Here is a 26,096-nt window from a genome sequence, read left to right on the forward strand (position 1 = left end):
TCCTTTGAATTGGTTTTTGTCGACTTTAATTCTACTGGATTTCAAGATGTCTTTCCTGTTTTTTTTCAAAATGAAAAAAGTGTCAGTGACAATCACGCCACCAACACTAGATATTATAGAGCCCTTTATTTTAAAGGATTGCAGGGTGTCTTTTCCATATATTTTTACTAAAAAAGATGCCAATGATTTTTCACCAACATCATAAAGTATAGAGCCTTTCGCCCACCTTTCTGCTAGAGTACTTATGTGAGCAGAACTAGTAATTAAGGAAAGAAAGCCGATTGTTACCATAATTGAAGCTCAAATTGTTAATTATTTTTCCGATGAAATAGGCTCTTATTTGTTTTCTTACATATTTGTGAAATCTTACCATTATTTTCTATTTTTCTAAAAATAAATGTGGAAAATAAGTGTAATTAAAACAGGTAAAATAGGCAGTGAGCCAAAGTAGAATAAAGATTGCCCGAAATCATATGCGGGTAGAGGAGGTAGGAGCTTGAAAAATATATGGTGCGGATTATGGAATTCAGAGAAATGCTTTTCGTTGGATATTCTTGAGGAAGAGGATAGAGAAAAATATAGGGAATTGATGGATTATTCTGCAAAGATTCGTGAAGAAGCGAACGAATTAGTTCAGCAAATTAACGGAGAAAACTTTTATGAAGTTCTTCCTCAGCTGATGAAGTTTGATGCAAAGCTTCGAATTGTTTCCTTCTTTTTTTCGAACAAAGAAATAATTGAAGAATATAGGTGTGAAGAACTAATTGAATTGGCAGATTCAGAATACAAAAAGACTCATTTTGATCGACTGGCCAGCTTTGAGATTAAGCCGTTTGAAAAAGATTCATTGTTGTTTCAAATTGGATGAAGCAAGTCAGAATATTTATGAATAAATATGATAAAAGAGCAGACAGAATAAAAGTATTTTTGAAAGGCTATCTTTCAAATAACCATTTATTCCAAGCTGCTTTTTTATTTTATAAGTGTAAAGGCCAGCACTTCCTTAAGTTCTTCGATTCCGGGAGGGAAGTTAATAAACAGGAAATGTTTAACACTCTCAATACTCCCGGCTAGCGGTGCCCGTTTATCAAGGATAAACAATGTATTTTCAACATCATCATTCTCAATAATTTCACTGGTTAATTCAGTATACGTTGAAAATTCGATGGTTTCCGGAAGAAACCGTTGAATTGCTTGTTTTGTAATGTGGTAGTCAAAACTGTTTTCTGTAATAAGTGCAATCGTGTTTGCTTGCTTTTGCAGTATGAACGGACTCAGCCGAGAGCATAAGGCATTCAAGTGTTTTTCCGTAATAATTAGTCCGCAATCATTCCATTTATCCACAATTTGTTTTATTTGATTAAAAAAGTATGGATCAATTTTATTAGGCTTTGAATATTCTATGGAAATCATTGGGTGTAAGTTAAATGTTGAGCCTTTTAAAAAAATATATACAGCAGATAGAAACCAGTCCTCGTTCGAATAATCTACAGAGAATGTTTCAGTGAAAAGCCTCAGCAGTTTTTGAAAACAGGAATTGCTGATAAGATTTTCACGGTAAGCTGCCAAAATTTCTTTATTTGTTGTATGATCAAAAATATGTGTGTTAATAACAATTAAGGCCAGTATAGTGAATTTGTATTCGTCATTAAAGCGTTCTTGCCAAATCGGTTCAAACTGTTGTTTCACGAACTCTTCAAAGTTTTCCGGACAAGTATATTTGCTGATAGAGTAAATTGCTTCTTTTGAGAAAATCAATGGAGTTTTTGGCAGATCCTCTCCAACTGTTGTCTGCATTAAGGAATGAAAGAAAGTCCGTTCGTATTCAGAGAAGCAGATGCCCATATTCAGTTCAAAATGATCAAGTATCCGATTTGATTTCTGAGTAACAATCGGATCGAAGACCAACAGCTCAGCACCAAACTGTCTATCCAGTTCGGAAATTAAAAAACGGATTCTGGACAGATCACCAGTGACATGATTATCAGTTAATTGTAATCCAATCTTTTTTAGAAAATGCTCCACATCTGATCTTAATTGATATCCCTTGGAAACTGAAATAAAATGTTCATCAATAAAGTCAATATATTTTTTATCAGAGGGAACGAGATAAAAATTCAGGCTTCGCAAAAATAGTGAGTGGGAGTAGACTTCCTTGCTAAGCCTCTCCTGATTGCCTGCAATAAAAGGATCGATACGAAGATTTCCCGTTTTATCCTCTGTGACAGGGATGCACAGCTCTTCTCTGAGATAAGCAATATCTTTCTCTAAAGTTAAAATAGTGCAATTGAGTTTACTGGAAAGTTCTGCAGGAGAAAGATAGTCACTGCCGAACAGCAGGTCGATAACGTCTATGGCTCGTAATAACTTTTTTTCTAGATATGTGTGTATCATTTGTTCTCCTCATAGACAAATTAGATTTGACATTGGATTCAAAAGATTCTCTTGTTAAAAGCCTATAAGCTGAATAAAATGACGGTAATTTATGCAGTATAATCCAGAGATACTAGAAAATAGCTGCAGCTCTTTGTCGTTGTAGTACTCAATTCAGATTACCGCTCCACTTAGAAAATTAATTGAATACATGTTAAAAAATAATGTATTTTTTGTATTTAACGATCATTAATTATAGTGTTTTTTTGCTTGATTTTCAAGAGAAATTAAGTGTTTTAACCCCATCTGTTCATTAAGTGAAAAATAAAAAACCAGAGTGCCAAAAAATACTTCATTGGGCTGCTCTGGAATAGAGTTAAAATATTTATCGATTTATTTTTGCTGTTTCTAGAAAAGAATGATAAAAGGAGAGATATTGGCTTTCATTTTTAGTGTCTTTTTTTATATATTGACAGTTAGTGTCTGACTGTGGAAGAGCCTTCTGATTTATTAGTCCTAAAAGTCCAAAGCACGGTTCATTATTGGCAGATAGCAGACAGTCTTTGCCTAAAATATCAGCAGTAAGCTGACTTAATGCCGGATGTCGAAAAACACCGCCATTAATAGAAATTTCCTGATCAGGAAAGGGGCTTGCGTCCATAATGGCTTTTAGGTTAAAAAGCAGTCCTTCGACGGCAGCACGGATAAATTCATTTTGTCCATGCAGTGCTGTGATCCCCTGATAGGAGCCTGTCAGAAATGGCTCCCACATAGGTGCTCTTTCTCCGTTAATATAAGGGAGGAAGAGTAAATGTTCTGCTCCCGGAGAACTTGCTTCAAGGGCGCTATCCAGGTGCTCAAAAATGGCTGTTGGATGATTGAAAAACAGCTTGCTTAGCCATTCCAAAACAGTTCCTCCATTATTTGTCGGACCGCCTACAACCCATAAGCCTTTCTTCAGATAGTAGCAAAATGTTTTTCCTTCAGAATCTAACTCTCGGTCTGCTGTGATCTTTCTGATGGCGCCGCTTGTTCCTAAAGTAAGACTAACTGAGAGTTCCGTGTTCAAATAACCGGCGTACGCAGCTAAACAGCCGTCGCTTGCACCAATTAAGAGCTGCGTCTGAGGCGAGAGTCCCAACGCTTTTTTTGTTTCATCAGAGAGGGCTAAAATTGTATTTGTATCAACCAGTATAGGCAGCTGTCTTCTGCTAATTGAGAGGTAGGTCAAGATTTCATTATCCCAGTCAAGAACAAGGCTGTTAAACAGCCCTGTTGCCGAGGCCGCTGAATAATCAAGGTAATATTCACCCGTGAAGAAATTTGAAACCAGTTCTTTTAGTCCAATCCATTTAATAACATTATCCGGCAGCTGTTCTGTTTCCTTTAACCACAAAAGTTTTGAGAAAGGGGACATATAGTGGATAGGCGTCCCAGTTTTTTCATAAAAAGATTGGCTGAGTGCTGACTTTCTAAATGCAGCAGCTGTTTCGGCAGCTTGATTATCAGACCAGATCAGCAGTTCCCCGCAGCTCCCGTCTTCATAGACTGGCATCAGTCCATGCATTGCGGTGCTTAAGGCGATATAATGGATAGGGTAAGGATACTCTTCTATTATGGAGTGGATTCCTGTCTGCAATAAATCAAGTATTTCCAAAGGTTTTTGATATTTTTTTCCGCTTTTTTCAGTGTAAGTTTGGATACGCAGCTCTGTTGTCAGAATCTGATTGTGATTCTGGTAGAGAGTAAATTTAATTGCGGTGGTGCCAACATCAATGGTCACTATTGTTTGATGTAACATCTTATTGCTCCTTTCAATGGTCGTTATGTGCTTTAAACAATCTGTGTGGTAAAAGTTTAATGATTTTAACTTTTTATACTTTACAGAGTGATTGAAGAAATTTTTAGGATAAAGCCATCGTATGAGTACTTTTGACCTATACAGTCTTTGAAATAGTTGCTTCTTTTAGGAGAATTCAAGGGATTTTTTCCATGGGATAAAGACTCTCCTTAAACCAATTACCTCGCTTTGCTTAAATCAGAGAAGGAGTACGTCTCTTAAGATAAGCAGAGTTAAATTGAGCTTTGCTTATTTTACAGCAGCGTTGTCTGCGAGTGTGAATTCACGTTCATTAATCAGCTGCTTGTACAGTGTGCTGTTTTTAAGCTTTTTGTCTAATTGTTATCCAATTCGATTCGTATGAAGTCCATAACGCTTTTTAAAAGCATTCATTGGAGAAGCATGGTCTGTAAATGCTAAAGTATGTAATCTTCAAAGTTGATTCCTTCTTCAATTTCCCGCAGAAGCTATGCAAGCTGCTGTAAAATGAATTCAATACGAATTATCCTCTACGATGCCATTTTCATCTATATATTGTTCTTTCTGCTCATGTTGTTTTCACTGACAAGCCAAGGTACATTCCCATAGTGTTTTTTCAGGTAGATACCTATATCATACATCATTTTAGGATAAATTTTCCAGTGAGTCAGTATAAAAGACTTTTTTGTTGGATAAAAGCATACGCTCAATTTTGTGGAACATTGAATGTTTTGATGCGAGATCTTTTTTAGAATGATATTTCTAAAGAAGACAGAGTAGAGAAGAACTGAAGTCTAAAAAGATTAAGAGGAATATATCAGGTTCTTTTTATTTTTGTTAAGCAAAAAATATAAAGCGATAATGCCTTTCATATGGTATGCTTAGGAGGATTACGTACATTATTATAGATCATGCCTTGGAACCTGTTCTTGCTGAAGCATAGGGGTGCCATTCAAATAAGTTTGATCGTTGTTCGGAATCGAGAACCTATAATAAAAGAAGTAAGGAAGTGTAAGATGAAAGATTATGTTTTGGTAGCAGAATCCGGAGCGGATATCCCCCAGATGTATGTAGAGAAATATAATATAGGAGTAGTTCCCATGCATGTAGGGATGGGTGATGAATTCTTTGATGATGGGTCTATCCTGGTTTCAGAAGTTTTTGCTTATTATGATAAGACAGGAAAATTGCCGACAACAGTTGGTAGTAATTCTAATGATTTTGAAACAGTTTTTGACCGTATTCATCAGGAATTTCCAAATAAGCATATTCTTTATCTGGCTTATTCTTCCATTACAACTGTGTCTTTTCAAAGTGCAAAGATTGCTGCGGAGAATCGGCCGTATGTTACTAGCATTGATACAAAAATGGTTTCTGCCGGACAGGCAATGATTGTGATTAAAACCGCTGAATTTATAGAGACGCATCCGGAAGCGGAGTATGATGAAGTTATCAATAAAATAAATGAACTGATTGATACCTGCCAAATGTGTTTTATGCCTGAAACGCTGATGTATTTGAAGGCCGGAGGCAGAGTCAGCAACCCTGCATATCTTGGTGCAAAACTGTTGAACTTAAAGCCGTTGATTGAAATGAAAGAGGGAAAGCTGACATCAACAAAAAAATATCGTGGTTCCATGATGCTTGCGATGAAAAAATTATTTGCTTATTATATAGAAATGTATAATTTAGATAGAGAAGAATTAACCTTTGTATACAGTGAGGGTCTGTCGGAAGAAATTCGCAAAACTGCAGAGAGGTTGGCAGCAGAGGCGGGGGTTAAAAAAGTACATTGGATTCCTACCGGTTGTGTGGTTTCTAGTCATGGAGGTCCAGGAGCATTTGGTATTGTCGGTTTTTCCGAGAATAATCTATAAAAGTCTCTTGATTTTTTGTTGAATAATAAAGCTGTAGAAGTACTTTGATTTTTTGCCTGCTGTGAAAAAGATAGAGAAGGAAATTCAGGTTTGATATGCTCCCGACATAATAGGAACTAGAAAAAATAAAAATTTCTAGACTACTATGTTGGGAGCTTTTCGTATGTCAAAAGAGTGAAAATTAGTGTTGAAAAAATGTATTCTGTCCGTGAAGTTCTTGATGGTAAACAGTCAAAAATATTCATGTTAGGAATCGTACGCAAGCTTCCCTCATCTTCAATCAGCTGGTGAGTGATGCTCTCTGGGAGTCGTTATTCCAGAAACGAACCTTGGTAAAGAGACAGGGGTATTGGGGTAGGCGTAGGCAATTTGATTAATGTGCTGATAGGTGATGAAGAGCTGTTGAATCTGATATAAAACGAACCTGATAATAAAAATGAGCGGCTGATTTAACGAAGATCTCCAAATTTGGAGGTCTTTTTTGCGGTCGCAGTCTAATTTAAATCCCGTATCTCCCATATTAAGTTTCTGCATTCGTTTGCGTAAAATAAAAATAGATTAGCAATCATAATTACAGTGATTTTAACTTTAAATGAATGGGGAATGGTATGGAATGAATGTGTTTATAGGGTGAAATAATCTTGTTATCGGTAACAGGATAAAAACGCTTGCAAAATAACGAAATCGATTGCACAATATAGATGTTAAGAAAATAACTTTGGAGGGACCAAAATGAATAAAAGAAGCTGGAAGAAAATTGGTTTAGGTTTATTGGCGTCGGGAATCGCATTAAGTTTGGCAGCATGCGGGAATTCTGCTGATAATAGCGGCAGTTCAAGCAATAGCTCATCAGACAAAACGGAAATCGATATTTTTCAATTTAAAGTAGAGTTCAAAGATCAATTTGAAGCTCTGGCAAAAAAGTATGAAGAAGAAAATCCGGATGTAAAAATCAATATAGAAACAGTTGGCGGCGGTTCTGACTATGGTGCTGCACTGAAATCTAAATTCTCTTCCGGTAATGAGCCTGATATCTACAATATCGGTGGTCCGGAAGATGTAAATATGTGGCTGGATAATTTAACAGATTTAAGCGATACCGAATCTGCAAAGCAGGCACTTGAAGGAACATTGACTGGTGCGACAAAAGACGGCAAAGTACTTGGGCTTCCATACAATATTGAAGGCTATGGTGTTCTTTACAATAAAGAAATTTTTGAAAAGGCAGGCATTGATGCAGAAAGCATCTCTACCTTATCTGATTTAGAAGATGCAGCGAAGACGTTGGAATCTAAAAAGGATGAATTGGGCATTGAAGCGCCATTCGCTTTGGCTGCAAAAGAACAGTGGATTACAGGCTTGCACGGGTCAAATGCATTTTTAAATGCTGAGTTTAACAATGATGTAATGCAGGCGTATGAAGCGGAAGAAGTGGAGTTTACTTATGGAGATCAATTTAAAAAATATATCGATATCTCTAATAAATACTCTGTACAGCCGACAAATAGTCTGGATTACTCTCAACAAATTGAACAGCTGTTTGCAAATGGAAAAGTTGCCATGACACAACAGGGGAACTGGGTTTATCCAACCATTACAGAACTTGACGAAGAACTGGCAAACGAAAATATTGGTCTGTTGCCAATTCCAATTGATGGTGTAACGGAAGGAACAATTCCAGTTGGTGTACCAATGTACTGGGGTGTAAATCCAAATGGTTCTGATGAAGAAGTTCAGGCAGCGAAAGATTTCCTCGATTATCTGTATACAACAGATGAAGGAAAACAAATTGTATTGGAAGAGTTCAAATTTGTGCCAGCATATGCAGGCTATGATACAGATAAAATTTCTGATCCTCTTTCTAAAGAAGTGTACACATACTACACAGAAGGAAACACGACTGGCTGGGTCTTTATGGGCTATCCTGCCGGCTGGGGCGAACAAACACTAGGTGCTCAAATTCAAAAATATGTTGCCGGAGAAGCAACATGGGATGAAGTAGTAAAAGTTTCTCAGGATAAATGGGCAGAAGAAAGAGAATAAGACTGTATTAAGGGGATATAGTTTTAAAGAAGGACCAATAGAACAGAATAGAACAGTAGAACTGACAATCAGGCTGCCATACTATTCAGCTGATTTCAGGTGCTGTTTAAAAGAATACAGTTTATTTCCAAAAGAAATGGTTTTGGAAAACTGAAAATCAAGCTTTGTGTGAGGGTGTGACAGAAGTGTTCTGTCTCAAGAAGTAAGTCGGAATATACGAAAATAGCTACTCATATTTTCAGTATAGTTCGACTTATTTCCGAAGAGACAGCTTCTAGAACACCGTTTATTCGGTTTTAGGGATATCAGACATACTTATGTCACAGTCCCTTTTACATAAGAGGAGGGAACACATAATGAAACATCAAAAGAAAACGTGGTTTTATCTATTTGCTGCACCGGTTGTGCTGGCATTGACGATAGTGGTCGTCATTCCGTTTTTATATGGTGTCTATTATTCATTCACAAACTGGGATGCAGTTGCCAGAGGAGAGTTTGTTGGTTTAGCGAACTATAAAAAGTTATTATCTGACAGTGGCTTTTGGTCAGCTATATGGTTTACAGTTCGATTTTCTGTTGTATCGATTGTATTAATCAATGTGATTGGACTGGGACTGGCTATGCTGGTGACCAGTAAATTTAAAGGTGCGAACTTATTAAGAACGGTCTTTTTCATGCCAAACCTTATCGGCGGGTTGATTCTTGGATTTATTTGGCAGTTTATTTTTATTAATGCATTCAGCGCAATCGGTGATCTGATTGGAAATGAAGGACTTAAAACATGGCTGTCCACTTCACAGACTGGTTTTTGGGCGATGATTATTGTGATGTGCTGGCAGATGTCTGGGTATATCATGGTTATCTATATCTCTTATCTGCAAAATGTGGATGATGCTCTGCTGGAAGCAGCAGATCTGGATGGAGCAACTTCCTGGCAAAAATTCTGGCATGTAAAATTCCCGTTGATTATGCCCGGTTTTACGGTAAGCCTGTTCATGACACTGTCCAACAGCTTTAAATTGTATGATCAAAACCTGTCTTTGACAAATGGAGGACCATACAATTCAACGCAGATGGTGGCTATGAACATCTATAACAGCGCCTTTGTAGAAAATAAAATGGGCTATGCACAGTCCAAAGCGGTAATCTTCTTCATTATTGTAGCCGTTATTTCATTGGCGCAAGTATATCTGACGAAGAGAAAAGAGGTCGAAGTATAATGGAAAAACAAAAATCAAGCAGCAGAATACTTCGAATGATTCTGGGGATCGGTCTGGGACTGGTCTGGCTGATTCCTTTCTACTTAATGATCAGCAACTCATTCAAATCAAAACAGGAAATATTTACCAATCCGCTTGGTATTCCTGAAAACTTTACATGGGCAAATTATCCTGAAGCTTTCAGTCAGCTGGACTTTATTAAGACTTTATTTAATTCTCTTCTGATCACTGTCGTAAGTGTAACAGTGATTGTAATTTTCTCTTCCCTTTGTGCGTATGCACTGGAGCGGATGCAGACGAAATTAAGTACATTTATTTTCATGGTATTCGTGGCGGCAATGCTGGTTCCTTTCCAGTCTGTTATGATTCCATTAGTATCACTATTTGGTAAAGCACAAATGTTGAATCAGACAGGTATCATTTTCATGTATCTTGGGTTTGGTGCGAGTATGTCAATTTTCTTATACCATGGCGCATTGAAGAGTATTCCAAAGGCATTGGATGAGGCGGCGATTATTGATGGAGCCAACCGATTTCAGGTATTTTGGAAAGTGATTTTCCCGATGCTGAAGCCAACGACTGTAACAGTGATTGTATTGAATACAATGTGGATTTGGAACGATTATCTGCTTCCTTCACTGGTTATTAATTCACCGACAACACAGACGATTCCGTTGAAAATGTTTTTCTTCTTCGGACAATATACAAAACAATGGCATCTAGCATTGGCTGGTCTGGTACTTGCAATACTTCCGGTAATTATTTTCTACTTTATCATGCAAAAACAAATTATTAAAGGAGTTGCCGATGGTGCTGTGAAATAGGTACAGGCGACAGTTGGAGGGCTGAAATGTATAAACGATTATTTGAGATTGATCCTTGGAAAATAGCGACCAACCAGTTAGATCGTGAGAATAAACGACTGATGGAAAGCTTGACATCCATTGGCAATGGTTATATGGGCATGCGAGGAATGTTTGAAGAAACATACAGCGGTGATTCACATCAGGGGTTGTATCTGGCAGGCATCTGGTATCCGGATAAAACTCGAGTTGGCTGGTGGAAAAACGGTTATCCGGACTATTTTGGAAAAGTAATTAATGCAGTCAATTTTATTACTGTTGATATTACCATTAACGGAACAGTATTAGATCTTGCAAAGCAGGACGTAAAAGACTTCTATATGGAATTGGATATGAAAAACGGCTTGCTGAAACGAACATTTGTCTATGAGGAAGCAGAAAATAAGGTTGCCTTTTCTTTTGAGCGTTTTGTCAGTATTGTTGATAAAGAACTGGGCTTTGTCCGTGTTAAAGCAGAAGTGCTGTCAGGAAATCCGGAAATTCGTGTCTTTTCAAAAGTAGATGGAAATGTCCGAAACGAAGACAGCAACTATGACGAAATGTTCTGGGAAGAAAAGCAGCGGGAAAATCAGGATGGAATAAACTACCTGATGATGGAAACCATTCCCAATGCATTTGAGGTGCCCAGATTTACTGTTACTACAGTAATGAAAAATAAAGTCAGCGAGTCTGTTGAAGGACAGAGGGTTTCAGAAATACTGCTGGTTGGTGATCAGTTTACCTGGTCGGGAAATATCGGACAGATGTTTACATTGGAAAAGACAATCGCTGTCGTAACAAGCAGGGATGTTCCAGAAGAAAATCAGCTGACAGCAGCGAAAGAGCTTTTAACAGCTGGTCTCTCTCAGACTTTCGATCAGCATCTTGAAAAACAGGAAGCAGCGTGGGAAGAACGCTGGCATAAAGCAGATGTTCAAATTATAGGAGATGATGAAGCGCAGCAGGGTATTCGTTTTAATCTTTTTCAATTATTTTCCACTTACTACGGAGAAGATGAACGTCTGAATGTTGGTCCTAAAGGCTTCACCGGAGAAAAATATGGAGGAGCAACATACTGGGATACGGAAGCATATATCGTTCCGATGTATCTGTCTGTTACTGAGCCGAAGGTTACCCGGAAATTACTGGAATATCGATACAAGCAGCTTGATGGTGCGCTGATCAATGCGCAGCGTCAAGGGCTGAAAGGCGCTTTATACCCAATGGTGACCTTCACAGGGGTGGAATGTCATAATGAATGGGAAATCACCTTTGAGGAAATTCATCGAAATGGGTCAATGGTTCATGCGATTGCTGATTATACCAATTACACAGGAGATGAAACCTATTTACTAAAAGATGGAATCAAAGTCGTAGTAAATATTGCCCGTTTCTGGGCTGACCGCGTTCATTATTCGAAACGTGTTCAGAAATATATGATTCATGGAGTGACAGGACCAAATGAATATGACAATAATGTCAGCAATAACTGGTTTACCAACTATATTGCTTCATGGTGCTTAAAATATGCGCTGGATAATATTGACCGTGCATATACTGAATCAAAGCATGAACTGAATGTGTCGGCAGATGAAAAGGAAAAATGGCAGGACATTATTGACCATATGTATTATCCTTATGATGAGGAACTGGATGTATTTGTTCAGCATGATACATTTCTCGATAAAGATTTGATGCCGGTTTCAGACTTAAGACCTGAAGAGCGTCCATTAAACCAGCACTGGTCATGGGATCGCATTCTGCGCAGCTGTTTTATTAAGCAGGCTGATGTACTGCAGGGTGTTTATTTCTTCGGTGATCAGTTTACAAGGGAAGAGAAAGAGCGGAACTTTAATTTTTATGAACCAATGACGGTACATGAATCCTCCCTGTCTCCATGTGTCCATGCAATTCTGGCTGCAGAGCTGGGGCAGGAAGAAAAAGCTGTGGACTTGTATAAACGAACTGCCCGCCTTGATTTGGACAACTACAATAACGATACAGATGATGGGCTTCACATCACATCCATGAGCGGCAGCTGGCTGGCAATTGTTCAGGGCTTTGCAGGAATGCGCACCTACGATGGACAATTGACATTTAATCCGTTTCTTCCTAAAATGTGGCAGGGCTACTCATTTGCCATTAACTACCGCGGACGTCTGATCTCAATCGCAGTGAATTCAGAAACAGTTGCGCTGGAATTGGTTGAAGGGGAAGAACTGAGTCTGTCGATTTATGAAAAAGAAATGACTTTAAGAGAAAAAATTACAGTCCCGATTCGTAAAGAAGAAACGGTTGACTAAAATGAGCGGAGTTGCTCAGGAAATGCGTATCTATATTATGACAGCAGCGGAACAACTTTATGTGGAAGGAAAGCTTCTAACGATCTGAGGTCGGGACAAAAGCGATCAGCTCTGAGAATTAAGAAGGAATATCCGAAAATTGTTGAGGAATACTATTCATAGAATGAATAGCTGAGAATTGAGACACTACACTGTACTTTGATCACATCAACTTCTACGTACGAAACATACTAGAGTTGACAGGCTTCACTAGGCTTGCTTTAGCAGAGTAGATGACGTCCTGTTACTTACCCGGTGAAGGAGCTGCTCCTGCGGTTACTCGTCGAGGTTGTGACAGAAGTGTTCTGTCTCAAGAACCAGGTAGGTATCATGCATCATCTACTCTGACGAGTCAATCGTAGTGATTTATTTCCAGAACTGCTGTCTCTACGAGTCTAACGATTCTCGAGACAAAACATTACGTAGAAGAACTGCTGTCTCTACGAGTCTAACGATTCTCGAGACAAAACATTACGCTGTATCCGTTTTTCTGCGTCTACGGTTCTCACTACACTACACTTCGTTTCGATCTCATCAATTTCTAAACGGCAAAGCCATTAAGAATTGAAGGACTTCGTTTCGATCTCATCAATTTCTAAACGGCAAAGCCATTAAGAATTGAAGGACTTCGTTCCGATCCTCGAAGCATGGAGGGGCTTTACTCCTACGCTTCTTCGAATGCTCGAATCATACAAAGACTGGAACACCGTTTATTCGGTTTTAGGGGTCTCGGACATACTTATGTCACAGTCCCTTTTGTCCCGCCGTTCATTCGGGGGGGAGATACGAAGAGAGCTTGGAACTTTATTTCTGTTCCGCTCTCTATCGTTATTCTCAGGAATAGCAGCAGAAGCTTGATGACTCCAAAGGAATATGCAGGTAAAAAGCTTCAAAGCAGGGAGGAAACTATGGAAAAAAAATGGTGGAAAGAAGCAGTTGGTTATCAAATTTATCCTCGAAGTTTTAAAGACAGTAATGGGGATGGTATTGGCGATTTGAATGGTATTCGAGAAAAGCTTCCCTATCTAAAAGAGCTGGGTGTCAACTTTATTTGGATTAATCCGGTTTATGATTCTCCAAATATAGATAATGGGTATGATATCAGCAACTACCATGAGATTTTAGCGGATTTTGGTACAATGGCAGATTTTGACTTGCTGCTGAAAGAAGCGCATCAGCTGGATTTAAAAATAATTATGGATCTGGTGATCAACCATACCTCTGATCAGCATGACTGGTTTAGAGAGTCCGCAAAAGGCAAGGATAATCCTTACAGAGACTATTATATTTGGAAAGATGGAGTGGACGGCGGACCGCCTTCTGACTGGCAGGCGATTTTCGGCGGCTCTGTCTGGGAATATGATGAGACAACAGAACAATATTACTTTCATGCATTTGCGAAAGAACAGCCGGATTTGGACTGGGAAAATGAAGAAGTGAGAAAAGAACTGTTTTCAATGATCAGTTGGTGGCTGGATAAAGGAATTGACGGATTTCGGGTAGATGCGATTTCTCATATAAAGAAAGCCGCTCATGATTTACCGGCACACGAAACAAAGGTTGCAGCAAGATACCAGAATATTGAAGGTATTGACAGTCATTTAAATGAGCTTAAAGAAGTATTTGATCGTTACGATATTATGACTGTAGGCGAAGCCAGCGGAGTGAGTGCACATGAAGCGGAAAAATGGGCAGGGAAAGACGGCTATTTCAATATGATCTTTGAATTTGAGCATATTGGACTTTGGAAGCAGGAAGAGTCAGAAGAATTTGATATAAAAGCGTTTAAAGAAGCTTTGTCAAGCTGGCAATATGCATTGGACGGCAAAGGCTGGAACGCTTTGTACATGGAAAATCATGATGTTCCCCGTTCTGTTTCAGCTTTTGGTAACGATTCTAAGGAGCTCAGAGAAATTTCTGCGAAGGCTCTTGCGTTGGTGTACATGCTTTTGCAGGGTACCCCGTTTATTTATCAGGGACAGGAGCTTGGAATGACGAATATGCCATTTGAAAGCATTGAGCAGGTAGATGCGTTGGATTCCAAGTACCTTTATCATGAACTGCGGAAAAAGGGAAAATCGGAAGAAGAGGCTATGGCAGTTATCCGGGCTACTTCCCGGGATAATGCCCGAACACCGATGCAGTGGGATGATACACACTACGGCGGGTTCTCAGAAAACAAACCTTGGTTGTCTGTAAACCCAAATAAATCCACAATTAATGCAGAACAAGAACAAACGGAGACGACTTCTGTTTTTCATTTTTATCAACAGCTGATTCAGCTTCGAAAAGAAAATCAGGCATTGATTTATGGCAGCTTTGAAGAGCTGTTACCTGAAGATGAACAGTTATATGTATACCTTCGACTTCTTGAAGAGGACGTATTTCTAATCATTGTGAATCTTTCAGGTGAACGGGCAGCTTATAAACATTCTAAACAATTAGAGAAATTGGGGGAAGACTGGCAGCTGGTTTTAGGCAATTATTTCGAGACTGGAAAGCTTTCTGAACTAAGTACACTGCAGCCCTATGAAGCAAGACTTTATCAATTGAAAATAAATGAAAAAAATAGTAATTGATTGCAGGTGGGGAAATGATAAAAGAACATAATGAACTTCAAGAAGAATCAACTGGAAACTGGTGGCAAAATGCTGTGGTTTATCAAATTTATCCAAGGAGCTTTCAGGACAGCAACGGGGATGGCATTGGTGACATTCAGGGCATTATTCAGCGGATTGATTATTTGGCAAAATTGGGGATTACAGCCATCTGGCTTTCCCCGGTGTATCAGTCGCCAAATGATGATAACGGTTATGATATCAGTGACTATCAGGAAATTATGACGGAGTTTGGTACAATGGCTGATATGGAGGAACTGATTCAAAAAGCAGAAGAGGTCGGCATCAAGATTATTATGGACTTGGTTGTCAATCATACCTCTGACGAGCACCGATGGTTTGTGGAAGCGAGAAAATCAAAAAATAATCCTTACCGCGATTATTATATTTGGCGTGATCCGGTTGAAGGAAAAGAACCAAATGAGCTGAGATCCATTTTCAGCGGCAGTGCCTGGCAGTTAGATGAAGAAACCGGTCAATATTATCTGCATCTGTTCAGTAAAAGACAGCCGGATTTAAATTGGGAAAATCAAGCTGTTCGTAAAGATGTATATGCAATGATGAATTTTTGGCTGGAAAAAGGCATTGGCGGTTTTAGAATGGACGTGATTGACCTGATCGGCAAGCTGCCGGATGACATGCTGACAGCGAATGGACCAAAGCTTCACACTTATTTACGGGAGATGAATCAGGCATCATTTGGAAAATATGATGTGATGACAGTAGGCGAAACCTGGGGAGCAACACCTGAAATTGCTAAACTGTATTCTGATCCGAAACGTCAGGAATTATCCATGATTTTTCAGTTTGAACATATGGGTCTGGATCAGCAGGAAGGAAAAGATAAATGGGACCTGCAGCCGCTGTCTGTTGAGAAACTAAAAGAAGTATTGTCCAAATGGCAGACGTCTTTAGGCAGTCAGGGCTGGAACAGTCTTTTTTGGAATAATCATGACTTGCCAAGAATCATTTCAAGATGGGGAAATGACCGGGACTATCGTGAGAAGAGCGGGAAAATGTTTGCGATTCTGCTTCACATGATGAAGGGAACACCTTATATTTATCAGGGAGAAGAACTGGGCATGACTAATCGTCCGATTACTTCGATTGAGGAAGTGGAAGACATTGAGAGTGTCAATATGTATAATGAACGGCTTGCTGCAGGGCATTCAGAGGAGAAACTTATTCATTCCATTAACGTTAAAGGCAGAGATAATGCCCGGACACCGATGCAATGGGATGATTCAAAGAATGCAGGATTTACCGAAGGAACTCCTTGGCTGCCGGTGAATGAAAACTACCACGAAATTAATGCAGAAAAAGCATTGGAGAATCCGGATTCTATTTTTTATACCTATCAAAAGCTGATTCAGCTTAGGAAAGAACATCCGCTGATTGTCTGGGGAGATTACGAGCTGGTTAATACAACAAAAGCTGAGGTATTTGCTTATTACAGAGAATATAAAGGAGAGCGCTGGCTGATTGCGGCGAATTTCTCCAGTCAGTCACATACATTTGAGCTAAAAGATACAGTTCAGGAGCTTATAATCAGCAACTCTTCTTCTGTCTCATTTGCTTCATCATCTATACAATTAAAGCCTTATGATGCGTGGGTTGTACGTGTTTAAAAAACTGTTTTTCATGTATAATCAAAGGGCAGTGCTTTTGGCACAGAAGACAGCGCAGCAGGCTATGAAGGGCGAGGTGAGTAAATGGCAACACTTTCTGATGTGGCAAAATTGGCAAATGTTTCAAAAATGACAGTTTCAAGAGTAATCAATCATCCGGAACAAGTGACGGATGAACTGAAGGAACTGGTTTATCATGCAATGAAGGAAGTGGATTATCATCCAAACATTGCGGCCAAGGCTCTTGTGAAAAATCGTTCTCAGATTATTAAACTGTTTATTTTGGAAGAAATTGATACAACAGAGCCCTATTATATGAATCTGCTGATGGGAATTGCACGATCGGTTGGAAAAGCGCATTACTCTTTACAGCTCGTTACAAAGGATGGTTTTGATACCGGCACCTGCGATGGTTACATTATTACGGGATTTCGGGCAAATGATTTTGACTGGATTCGTACACTGGAAAAACCTGTAGTTCTCTTTGGCGAAAACAGTCAGGGCTATGATTATGTAGACAGCGACAATCAGTATGGAACAGAAATGACGACCAACTATGCGATTGCCTGCGGCTATGATGAAATCATTTATATTGGAATTGATGTGGATGAGTCCTTCGAACAATCAAGGGAACAGGGATATCTGAAAACAATGGAGCTAAATAATAAAGCTGCCAGAATTGAGCGTTTCAATAATCGATCAACCCTAAGTCAGCTGTTTATTGAAGCGTACTGGGAGACTTTTTCGCCTAATACCTGCTTTATTTGCAGTTCAGATCGGCTGGCAATCGGAATCGAGCGGGGAATCGCCAACAGCGGCGGGAAAATACCACATGATTTTGGTATTATTGGTTTCGATGGTGTTTTTCTGGATCAGGTCAGCTCGCCCAAGCTGACCACAGCAAAACAATCGATTGTGAAAATGGGTGAAGTCTGCGGAGAGATGCTGATTAAAAAGATTGAAGAAGATGGTCAGAGCCAGGGATACAGACGCTTTCTACCTGAACTGATTATCAGAGATTCGACAAAGAGGAAATAGAACAGAGAATGAAACAGAACAGCAGCTGATTGATTGAAGCTGCTGTTTTTCTTGTTCATTAATGAAAAGTATCCCTTTTTTATTGATGAAAGAGAATAAATATGATGGAACTTTTAGAATACGTAAATTAAGCTGTAGATTCTTTTAGACGGGTATTACGTCCAGGGATTATTCTTCTATAAAATACAATTGTAAGAATCGCCATGTTCAATCATTCGGGCAGTGAGCCGCAAGCTGCTTAGCTGTGAAAAGCGATTGTCCGATGCCATTGCTGAATCGAGTCAAATCAGCTGTACTTGTTCTTGAAAACAGCTGTTAACTCCCAATTTTCCTTTGGTACTGAAAAAACTCTTGACCATCCGATCTTTTTGTTGTTCACTAACTCAAACATAACTCCTATCATTTCTTGATAGGAGAATTTTCTTTTACTAGACTGTTCTTATTTAACAGCAATAGAGTAGATTAATGTCCGGACTGCCAAGAGCCGTGGGATTTATATCAACAGCTTTCTTGCTTGGAAAAAAATCGAACGAACTTCTGAGTGTCTGTGATAAAATTAGAAAAAGAAGACTTGTAAAAAGAGGAATTCTCTCAGTAAATTAAACAATGAACGGAGGAAAAGAAGTGAACTTTTTTAAGAAGCTATTTGGCAGAGAAGAAGAGGTTAGTTTAAAACCTTCAACTGGGCAACAAAAGGCAGTGGATAAAAAGATACCCGCAGTGAAGCGTGAAATCGAAGCAGCTGCTTTACATAATTTCGCTGAGAACTTTCCGAATCTTCCAAAAATAGAGATGACAAAACTGGTACAGGCATTGAAGAATATAATAGATCAGAAAGCAATGCAGAAAGAACAGAATAAAGTGTTAGGTGAAGATTATTTAAATAAACCAGATTTTTCATCTATTACATCTATGGATAAAGCGTTAGAAGAGGCAAGAGCGGGAAATTTAGAATCGCTGTACCTGATTGATGAACGCTTTGGAGGCAGCACAGGCATTGAAAATACTGTCTTTGTTCCGGTTGGTATAGCTAAGATCAAGGATTCATTTGATACTCTTTTAGAAGGTCTTCTAAGAAACGGGACAAAGATTTCTTTTAACTGCCAGCCAGAGTATAAAGGGAGAAGTTTTATTCCTGCTGTAATCGTGATTAAAGCAACAGATACTGAGACCGGTAAACTAATTGTGGATGAAAAAATCATTATCTGGTAAGGGAGAAGAATATGTCAGGAATTTTTATTAGTATCTGAGCGTGAAATTATTGGCGACATGGTTTTGACTGAGTGCGAAGATATGGAGAGCTATGAACTTTCTGAAGCAGTCTTTTATCTGGAAAAAATAGTGATTCATCCTCTTTATCAGGGGAAGCAGTCTATTGATCATCTGTTCCGTTGTGCAAAGGAACAGGGAAAAGCGTGTGGAAAAATGGTGTACTTTGATTGCTGTTCTGGGAATCATAAATTGACGGAATATTATTCCAGGAAAGCTGAATAGGTAAGAACAATGGCAGAATAAGACTATGAGATTGCGTTATTTTGCTTATAGAAAATAAAAAATGTTGTATGGAAATGAGGAAAAAGGATGGCGATACTTAAAGAATTCGGTCAACAGACGAGAACAATCTCGAGTGCAGGGGAAATTAAATATTATTACAATAAACTGTTTTTAGACTTGGCACATAAAGAAAAGTATGTGGGGATTTTTCAAGACTATATCGAATGTTTAACTCCTAGAGAATTTTTAATAACCTATAAAGAATTACGAAAGTTTCAGTACTTTTATTCAAAAAAGTCGCAGGATTGGAATTGGAGTGATTTGAATGAAAGAAAACTTAACAAAGTTGGCGATATGCCTCCGGAAGTTTGGTGTTGGCTGGCTGGCCATCCAAATGGCTATATTAGAGAATTTGCTCTAAGCAAATTGTATATGCAGCCTGTAAGAAGAAAAATGATTGTTTGTCTGCTTTCTCTAAACGATCATATTCCGGAAATTCGAAGCATGGCGAAGGCGATGATCCTGCAAACAGCTGAGCAGACAACTGATGAAGAGTTGATTTTCAGCTTACCATTCATTCAGCGACTGTCCGGACTAAAGCAGATGGAAAATGAAGCAATAAAAAAATATCTAAATCAATTGCTTCTTGAAAAGCCGGAAGTATTGTTGAGTGCGCAGCAAAGCGAAGATCCATTCATTTATCGTTATGCTTTCGAGCTGAGCTATTTATCTGATGGAGTACTTAAAGAAAAGAGCATGGAAAATGGGCTTCTGAAAAAGGATAAATTAACACTGGGCAGGACCTTCCGAGAATTGATGAAGCAAACCGTTGATGCAGAGATTCGGGTCAGGGAACTAATGGAACATCCGCAAACAATCATCAGAAAGCTAGCATGTGAATGGTGCTATAATCATCTTGAGTGGGAAGAAGCAATGCTTCCAAAATTGATGGATTCCGTTACCAGTATACGCTATCTGGCGAAAGATTACATAAGCAAATATTTTCCAGATATCAATATTCGCAGCTTCTATTTGGAGAAGCTTTCAAAGGAACCTGTTATAGCCGTCCAAGGATTGAGCATGCTTCAGAACCGAAGTGATAAGGAGTTGCTGGTACCGTTGATACATGATGCCAGGAAAAAGCTGCGGTCAGCTGTAATAAACTGGTCAGTTTGTCTGTCAGAAGAAGAGCAGCTGCCGTTGCTGTATCTGGGAATTATGGATATTTCCAGATATGTTCACAAAAAAGCAGTAGAATTACTCGTTTCACATTTTACTCCGACAGTGAAAGAAAAACTGTTTGTTATATTTAATCAAACCGATCTGGAAAAACATCAAATTAGTGTGATTAAAGTGATGACAGGAGATACACGTAAAGAGTATTTGATCGATTTATTTACCTTATATCCGCAAAGTCTGAATGACGATGTCCGAAGAGAGATCATTATTCGGATCAATCTCTGGCATCAGGAGTGGAACCGAAGATTTTTTGTGCAGTTCACAGAAAATGAGGAAGAGCAGTTGAAGAGACTTGGAGAAGATTTTGAAGAATTGAAGGTAGAGCGTTTTTTGGGGTGAGAGCAAGTATAAAACGTGAGAGAAAGAACTGAGATGGCAGAGATTCAGCAAAGAAAACTGTATCATTCAGTTCTTTTATTTTCATGCTAAAATAGAATGAGTGCTATTATAATAGTGGAAAGGTTTCTTTCGAGTGATTTTGAGAATTTTACTAAGTGATAATGGAAAAAATTTTGATAATCGAATAGTGAAAGCTGAGAGGTATGGGTTAATATGTGACCTTTGATAATTTATTATGGAAGAAAAAAAGTATTAGTTAACCAATCAAAAAAGAAAAGTATACTTTGAAAAGCAGAATGTAGTACTAAATAAGAAATAGAGGAATTTTAGGAGGCGGCAAAAGTGAACTTAAGAGCACGATTGACACAGGAAAAAGGTGGAAATTTTTCTGGGGGTCTGTATTATTGGACACAGATTTTATTTGCCTATAATTCCAATCATATGGAAGGAAGTCAGCTTTCAGAGTCACAAACCAAACAAATTTTTGATAGTGGAACTTTTTTCCCTGATGGCAGTAAACCAATAAAAACAGATGATATTTTGGAAACATTAAATCATTTTAAAGCGTTTGATTATATTTTAGTACATGTAAACGAATCATTAACTCATGATTTTGTTAAGCATTTACATAGACTGTTAAAGCAGAATACCAGCCAGGAAGGCAGTGAATTATTCAGCACTGGCGAGTATAAGAGATTTAATAATCAAATAGGAAGCTTAAATGCTGCTCAAACGACCTCAGTAGAAGATGTTGAGAAAGAAATGACGACTTATTTTAAAAAGTACAAAGATATCAAAGATGAAGGAAAATCAATAGCCAAATTTCATTATGATTTTGAAAAAATTCATCCTTTTTCTGATGGAAATGGTCGAATAGGGCGTTTATTATTGTATAAAGAACTTTTAAGGATAGATGGAATACCACTGGTTGTTCGGGATGAAAATCGAGCTTATTATATAAGAGGGCTGCAAGAGTATGAAACAAATCAAGGATATTTGATAGATACGTTATTAAATGAACAGGACTATTACAGGGAATTGATTGAACGATTTAATTGATGTAGGTGAATAAATAGCTGCTTCATAAGATGTCTAAACAAATAAGTAAGGTAAGATTGTATTATTGAGGCTATTGAGTGATTAAGAGAGTAAGCAAACTTACTTTCAGAAAAGAAGAGTACAGGAATGAAGAGTGAAAAAGATGCTGAACAGAAAAAAGCTGACTAATCACTTAGCAGTCCAATATAACTATCCTATAACCCAAAACAACTGGTAATGTGCCAGTTGTTTTTTTGAAATAATAGTTTTTAAAAGATATTCTATTTGGTATCAATTTATGTTATCTATTACAAGGGGAAATTGATACTTTTAATTATCATAAATAAACGATTAGTACCCTGTTTGGTAATATTTTAAAATGAAATAATAGATTCTAAATTCGATCAATTAAACACAAAAGGAAGTTGTTAGAAATTACTTACTCATGATACAATCATGCTATAAATACTCATACTGATGAAGAACGACAGTATTATCAAGTTGTTTAAAGAATTTATCAATTTTATTCTGCTCTTCAATTTTCGGCATCAGTAGCTCTAAGCTATTCAAAATAGTTTGACTAACATTAAAACGGGTACTACCGCCTGCCTTTTTTTCTATTTGTTTTCTGTTGATAGAATTTAATGAAAGTTCAACGAAATGTGGATTAAACTCATTTATCTTCTTCCTTCGAATAGAAAATCCACTATATAAAGCATATTCTTCCTCTAAATAGGCTTTAGCCCATCTTACTTCTTCTGGAACTTCAGATGACCTAACGAAGACTAAAGCTCCATACTCAATTTTATTTTTTGCTTCAATTTTTGCATCAACTTGAACAGAATTTCGAATATATTCATACTTTATAGGCTGATCATCAAGGATATATCATCTTATGACCTTTACCATAATTCTCTTTTGGGGCATTAATACTATTTGAAAATGACATCAGGCTAGATGACTCATGCAGTTCCCATGCATCGAAAAATTTTTTTCTGAATAACAAAATCATATGAAAAAATTAATTGCCAGAAATAAAGACGGTAATGGAATTCAGTAACTAATTCTTTTCTGTAGGATATTAAATGGAATTTATCCATCTTAAAAAAACTCCACGACACCTTATTCAAATAACTTGTTTTTTTATTACAAATGATAGTTGCTCCAGAAAAATATTAGTCCTGCCCGGTCATCTTCCCAAAGAGTCCGCCAGCAGGCTTTTTATGTTTCAAGAAAGTTTCTCATTTGTTTAGAAAAAAATGAAAATTCGAGAGATTTTTCTAATGAAATATTGTTATAATATAATTTGAGAAAAGTGGGGAAATGGGAGAGAGAAATAAATCTGGAAGACAAGGACTGCTGTGATTCAAACATCGGAAGGTATAGATATTATAAAAAGGATGCGTGACTTATGAGGAAGGTATGGAAGCTGTATAAAAAACTGATTCTTTCCGGGACAGTGATTACCGGATTAACACTGGCTGCGGTGAGCGGACTCTGGCTTTTTAAATATGAAGAGAGTGAGAGCCGATCTGGCAGAAATAGTCAGGGAGCAATGGAAACCAAGATAAAGACATCTGATCAGGAGCTGAAGGATGAATTTCTTGTGTATCATTCAGATGGTTTTATGGGATTGATGGATGAAAACGGGGAAATCGTTCTTGATGCTGAGACAGAAAGAGTAAAAATGATTGAAAGTCTTCCAAACAGCAGCTGGTTTAAGTGTTCCAGAGGGGACTACACAGGATTTTATTTTAATACAAAAAATGAATGGCGAATAAGGACAGAAGAATTTTCGATGGATGAAACCTCTTTTGTGGAATCAAATTACAGCTCTTATTATAATAGGGAAACTGGAAACTATGGACTTATTAGTAAAGATGGAAAGAATATCATTGAGCCTGGAAGACTCAGCGGACTCGAAACGTTAACAAGTAAGAATAATTATTTTATGACGGCTTCATTTGCTGATGGAAAGCAGGGGGTTTTTAATATAGAAGGCGAACTGTTAGGCAAAAAGTTTGATGATGTGGTTTTGCTTGATACATTTAACGAGCATATAAATGTAGTAGCTGCTCGTATAAATAAAGAGGAGTTTGGTATTTTCCACTCTGAGAAAGGATTAATCCTATCGCCCGAAGAAGTAAAAAAAGAAGGAATAAATTTTATTAATTCATATGGGGCTGCACCGGTTGCTCTCTATTCGACTGTTGAGGGAATGGATGGAATAATTGATCGAGAAGGGAAAATTGTCAGAGATGAAGAAGGAAATAAACTTCTGTTTCATTATATAAGCAATTTCAGCTCCAACGGTTATGCTTCCGCTCGAACACTGGAAGATGAAGCGGTGATTATTGATGAGACTGGTAAAATAGCAGCCAGCAGCTTAAAATTGAGCGAGAAAGAAATTCATAATATTTATGGATTTAACCCGGATGGGAGAGCGATAGCAGTATTTTTAAATGATGGGAAAGAAACATATGGTATGATTGATGAAAAGCTGACGATTCTCTCAACCATAAAGAATAAAGAAATATCTAAACCAAGTTATCTGGGCCAGGATCTGCTGTCAGTCAGAAAAAATTATAATGATGAATCGCCAGCCTTAATCACTTCAACGGGGAAAGAGCTTCTTTCACAGGAGGAGGCCGCAGAAGAAGAGATTATTGAGATCGGTCCTTTTACTAAGAATGGACTTTCCGTTGTCGCCAATGAAGAATATGATGAAGGGCTGCTTGATAAAAAGGGGAAGATACTTTTCCCAATTGAAGACGGAATAGTTATTAGTATTAATCAGATCAAAAATATTTTTGTAATTGAACGCCTAAATGAAAACAATAATACATCAGAGGTTATTTACACCAATATTGATGGTGCACTTCTATACAAAGGGTCAGAAGATGAGCAGCTGTTGATAGGAGAACGCCGGGTGATGATCGTTCATTCAAACGGTAAAACAGAAGTGTTTGACGAAAATGGCAGGACAATGGGTATTGTAAAAGTTGAAGCAGATTAAGAGAGATTAAACAAAGAGGCAGTAGTGAACTAAAGGTTTGGTGCTGCCTCTTTGAACGGCTGTGCAATAAAATCTTGGAGAATATCCACCTCAGCCGCTATCCTTATTTCTTTATGCCAAAGAAAATTACCGACAGTATTTGAAAAATAGAGTAAAATAAATAAAGAATTGTTTTTGGAACTTTAATCATAAATGATAGGAGAGGATGAATCATGGAAGATTTAATCAATGAAATAAATCATTTTAGAGATGAAAGAGACTGGCGTCAGTTTCATCATCCAAAGGATTTAGCGATATCAATCAGTTTGGAAGCTTCTGAATTATTGGAAAATTTTCAATGGTTGACTGATGGTGAGGCGCTTCAGGAAAATACAGAAAATATCCGACAAGAGCTGGCAGATGTGTTGATTTACAGTTTGATGCTGGCTTCTGATTTAAATCTGGATGTAAAAGAAATTATCCGAAGCAAGATGAAGCTGAATGCAATAAAATATCCTGTGGATAAAAGTAAAGGAACTAAAGAGAAATATACAGAATTATAGACAAAAAGCACCTTGAACAGACGATTTACTGAAAAGTTAGTCGATCCGTACAGGGTGCTTTCAATTATTGAGTTGCTGATACTGCAACTCAACCTGATTTCAGAAGAAGTAAAAAGAAAAGGTTGTCTCAAGAAACGGTCCAGCCAAACTTCTAAATGTGAAAGTTTAGTCTCAAATTGGAGTGAACAAAGAAATACTGACTGGAAATTCTCTGTAAAGTTCGGTACAATAGAGAAGCCAGTGCTTAAGTGCTGGTTAGGGCAAACTTGTTTAGAGGGTTGTGGCTGTCTAAACAGGGTTTCAAAGATTGGTTGGCGCCGATCTTTGAGATGCCCTTTTTTTATTTTACCTCTTTTTGAAAAAAGGCAGGATAGAAAGAAAAAACGATACTGGAAATATCCCAATATCGTTTACAATAGTTTTATTAAAAGCAATCACACTTCTCCCCTATTACAGGTGCACCTAAAAAAGCACAGGGTAATGGAGAACTGCAGGCTAATTGGTATACAATTCAGGCAGCGGATTACTGATACTATTGGCAACAGGTCGGGCAATTGTGGTTGTCTCAACATTCTTATGAAATGGTTGGCGCCAAATCAAAAGAGCCAATGTTACTATTAAATTATAC

Annotated in this window: 19 protein-coding genes; 15 read left to right on the top strand and 4 right to left on the bottom strand. The window is 37.9% G+C overall.

Translation table 11 applies throughout. The features are described from left to right. Positions 1-291 (bottom strand): hypothetical protein (locus IW492_RS14235; protein ID WP_202068390.1); only part of this gene is annotated, 291 nt, incomplete at its 3' end. Between the two features lie 205 nt (positions 292-496). Here IW492_RS14235 and IW492_RS14240 point away from each other — a divergent pair. After that, positions 497-868: a DUF7006 family protein gene (locus IW492_RS14240; protein ID WP_202068392.1), complete on the top strand. Its 372-nt coding sequence runs from the start codon at positions 497-499 to the stop codon at positions 866-868. A gap of 104 nt (positions 869-972) precedes the next feature. Here the strand turns inward: IW492_RS14240 and IW492_RS14245 are convergent, their stop codons facing one another. Both IW492_RS14245 and IW492_RS14250 read right to left on the bottom strand, forming a co-directional pair. Continuing rightward, positions 973-2,394: a helix-turn-helix domain-containing protein gene (locus tag IW492_RS14245; RefSeq protein WP_202068394.1), complete on the bottom strand. Its 1,422-nt coding sequence runs from the start codon at positions 2,392-2,394 to the stop codon at positions 973-975. A 364-nt stretch (positions 2,395-2,758) separates the two neighbouring features. Beyond that, the gene (locus IW492_RS14250; protein ID WP_202068396.1) at positions 2,759-4,174 is read right to left on the bottom strand and encodes a gluconokinase; all 1,416 of its coding nucleotides are present in this window, start codon (positions 4,172-4,174) and stop codon (positions 2,759-2,761) included. 1,034 nt (positions 4,175-5,208) lie between these two features. Here IW492_RS14250 and IW492_RS14255 point away from each other — a divergent pair. From IW492_RS14255 to IW492_RS14310, 12 genes are all read left to right on the top strand, one after another. Then, positions 5,209-6,069, top strand: coding sequence for a DegV family protein (locus IW492_RS14255; RefSeq protein ID WP_202068398.1), 861 nt, complete (start codon positions 5,209-5,211; stop codon positions 6,067-6,069). Between the two features lie 732 nt (positions 6,070-6,801). After that, positions 6,802-8,112 (top strand): ABC transporter substrate-binding protein, encoded by a 1,311-nt coding sequence (locus IW492_RS14260; RefSeq protein ID WP_202068399.1) that lies wholly within the window; start codon positions 6,802-6,804, stop codon positions 8,110-8,112. 356 nt (positions 8,113-8,468) lie between these two features. Continuing rightward, on the top strand, positions 8,469-9,332 hold the full coding sequence (locus IW492_RS14265; protein ID WP_229441993.1) for a carbohydrate ABC transporter permease: 864 nt from the start codon (positions 8,469-8,471) through the stop codon (positions 9,330-9,332). Further along, entirely contained in the window at positions 9,332-10,156 is an 825-nt protein-coding gene (locus IW492_RS14270) for a carbohydrate ABC transporter permease (RefSeq protein WP_202068401.1), read from the top strand. Before IW492_RS14265 ends, IW492_RS14270 begins: the two co-directional genes overlap by 1 nt. 26 nt (positions 10,157-10,182) lie before the next feature. Further along, positions 10,183-12,477, top strand: coding sequence for a glycoside hydrolase family 65 protein (locus IW492_RS14275; protein ID WP_202068402.1), 2,295 nt, complete (start codon positions 10,183-10,185; stop codon positions 12,475-12,477). Positions 12,478-13,424: 947 nt separating this feature from the next. Further along, complete coding sequence (locus IW492_RS14280; RefSeq protein WP_202068403.1) at positions 13,425-15,095, top strand: glycoside hydrolase family 13 protein; 1,671 nt, start codon at positions 13,425-13,427, stop codon at positions 15,093-15,095. Between the two features lie 14 nt (positions 15,096-15,109). Beyond that, entirely contained in the window at positions 15,110-16,762 is a 1,653-nt protein-coding gene (locus IW492_RS14285; protein WP_202068404.1) for a glycoside hydrolase family 13 protein, read from the top strand. Positions 16,763-16,846: 84 nt separating this feature from the next. Continuing rightward, complete coding sequence (locus IW492_RS14290; RefSeq protein WP_202068406.1) at positions 16,847-17,800, top strand: LacI family DNA-binding transcriptional regulator; 954 nt, start codon at positions 16,847-16,849, stop codon at positions 17,798-17,800. Between the two features lie 624 nt (positions 17,801-18,424). Next, a complete protein-coding gene (locus IW492_RS14295; protein WP_202068408.1) occupies positions 18,425-19,012 on the top strand; it encodes a hypothetical protein in 588 nt (195 codons plus the stop codon). Between the two features lie 81 nt (positions 19,013-19,093). Then, on the top strand, positions 19,094-19,294 hold the full coding sequence (locus IW492_RS14300) for a hypothetical protein (protein WP_202068410.1): 201 nt from the start codon (positions 19,094-19,096) through the stop codon (positions 19,292-19,294). A gap of 87 nt (positions 19,295-19,381) precedes the next feature. Beyond that, positions 19,382-20,872 carry a hypothetical protein gene (locus IW492_RS14305; protein WP_202068412.1) on the top strand — a complete coding sequence of 497 codons (1,491 nt, stop codon included), beginning with the start codon at positions 19,382-19,384 and terminating at the stop codon, positions 20,870-20,872. Between the two features lie 342 nt (positions 20,873-21,214). Beyond that, a complete protein-coding gene (locus IW492_RS14310; RefSeq protein ID WP_202068414.1) occupies positions 21,215-21,931 on the top strand; it encodes a Fic family protein in 717 nt (238 codons plus the stop codon). Between the two features lie 438 nt (positions 21,932-22,369). Here IW492_RS14310 and IW492_RS18550 read toward each other — a convergent pair whose 3' ends face one another. Next, on the bottom strand, positions 22,370-22,795 hold the full coding sequence (locus IW492_RS18550) for a restriction endonuclease subunit S (protein WP_330928182.1): 426 nt from the start codon (positions 22,793-22,795) through the stop codon (positions 22,370-22,372). Between the two features lie 526 nt (positions 22,796-23,321). Here IW492_RS18550 and IW492_RS14320 point away from each other — a divergent pair. Together IW492_RS14320 and IW492_RS14325 are read left to right on the top strand one after the other, a co-directional pair. Next, entirely contained in the window at positions 23,322-24,926 is a 1,605-nt protein-coding gene (locus IW492_RS14320) for a hypothetical protein (RefSeq protein WP_202068416.1), read from the top strand. Positions 24,927-25,138: 212 nt separating this feature from the next. Continuing rightward, a complete protein-coding gene (locus tag IW492_RS14325) occupies positions 25,139-25,468 on the top strand; it encodes a nucleotide pyrophosphohydrolase (protein ID WP_202068418.1) in 330 nt (109 codons plus the stop codon). The last annotated feature ends 628 nt before the right edge of the window (positions 25,469-26,096 follow it).

It is taken from the genome of Enterococcus sp. BWB1-3 (assembly GCF_016745275.1).
Classification (GTDB): Bacteria; Bacillota; Bacilli; order Lactobacillales; family Enterococcaceae; genus Enterococcus_L.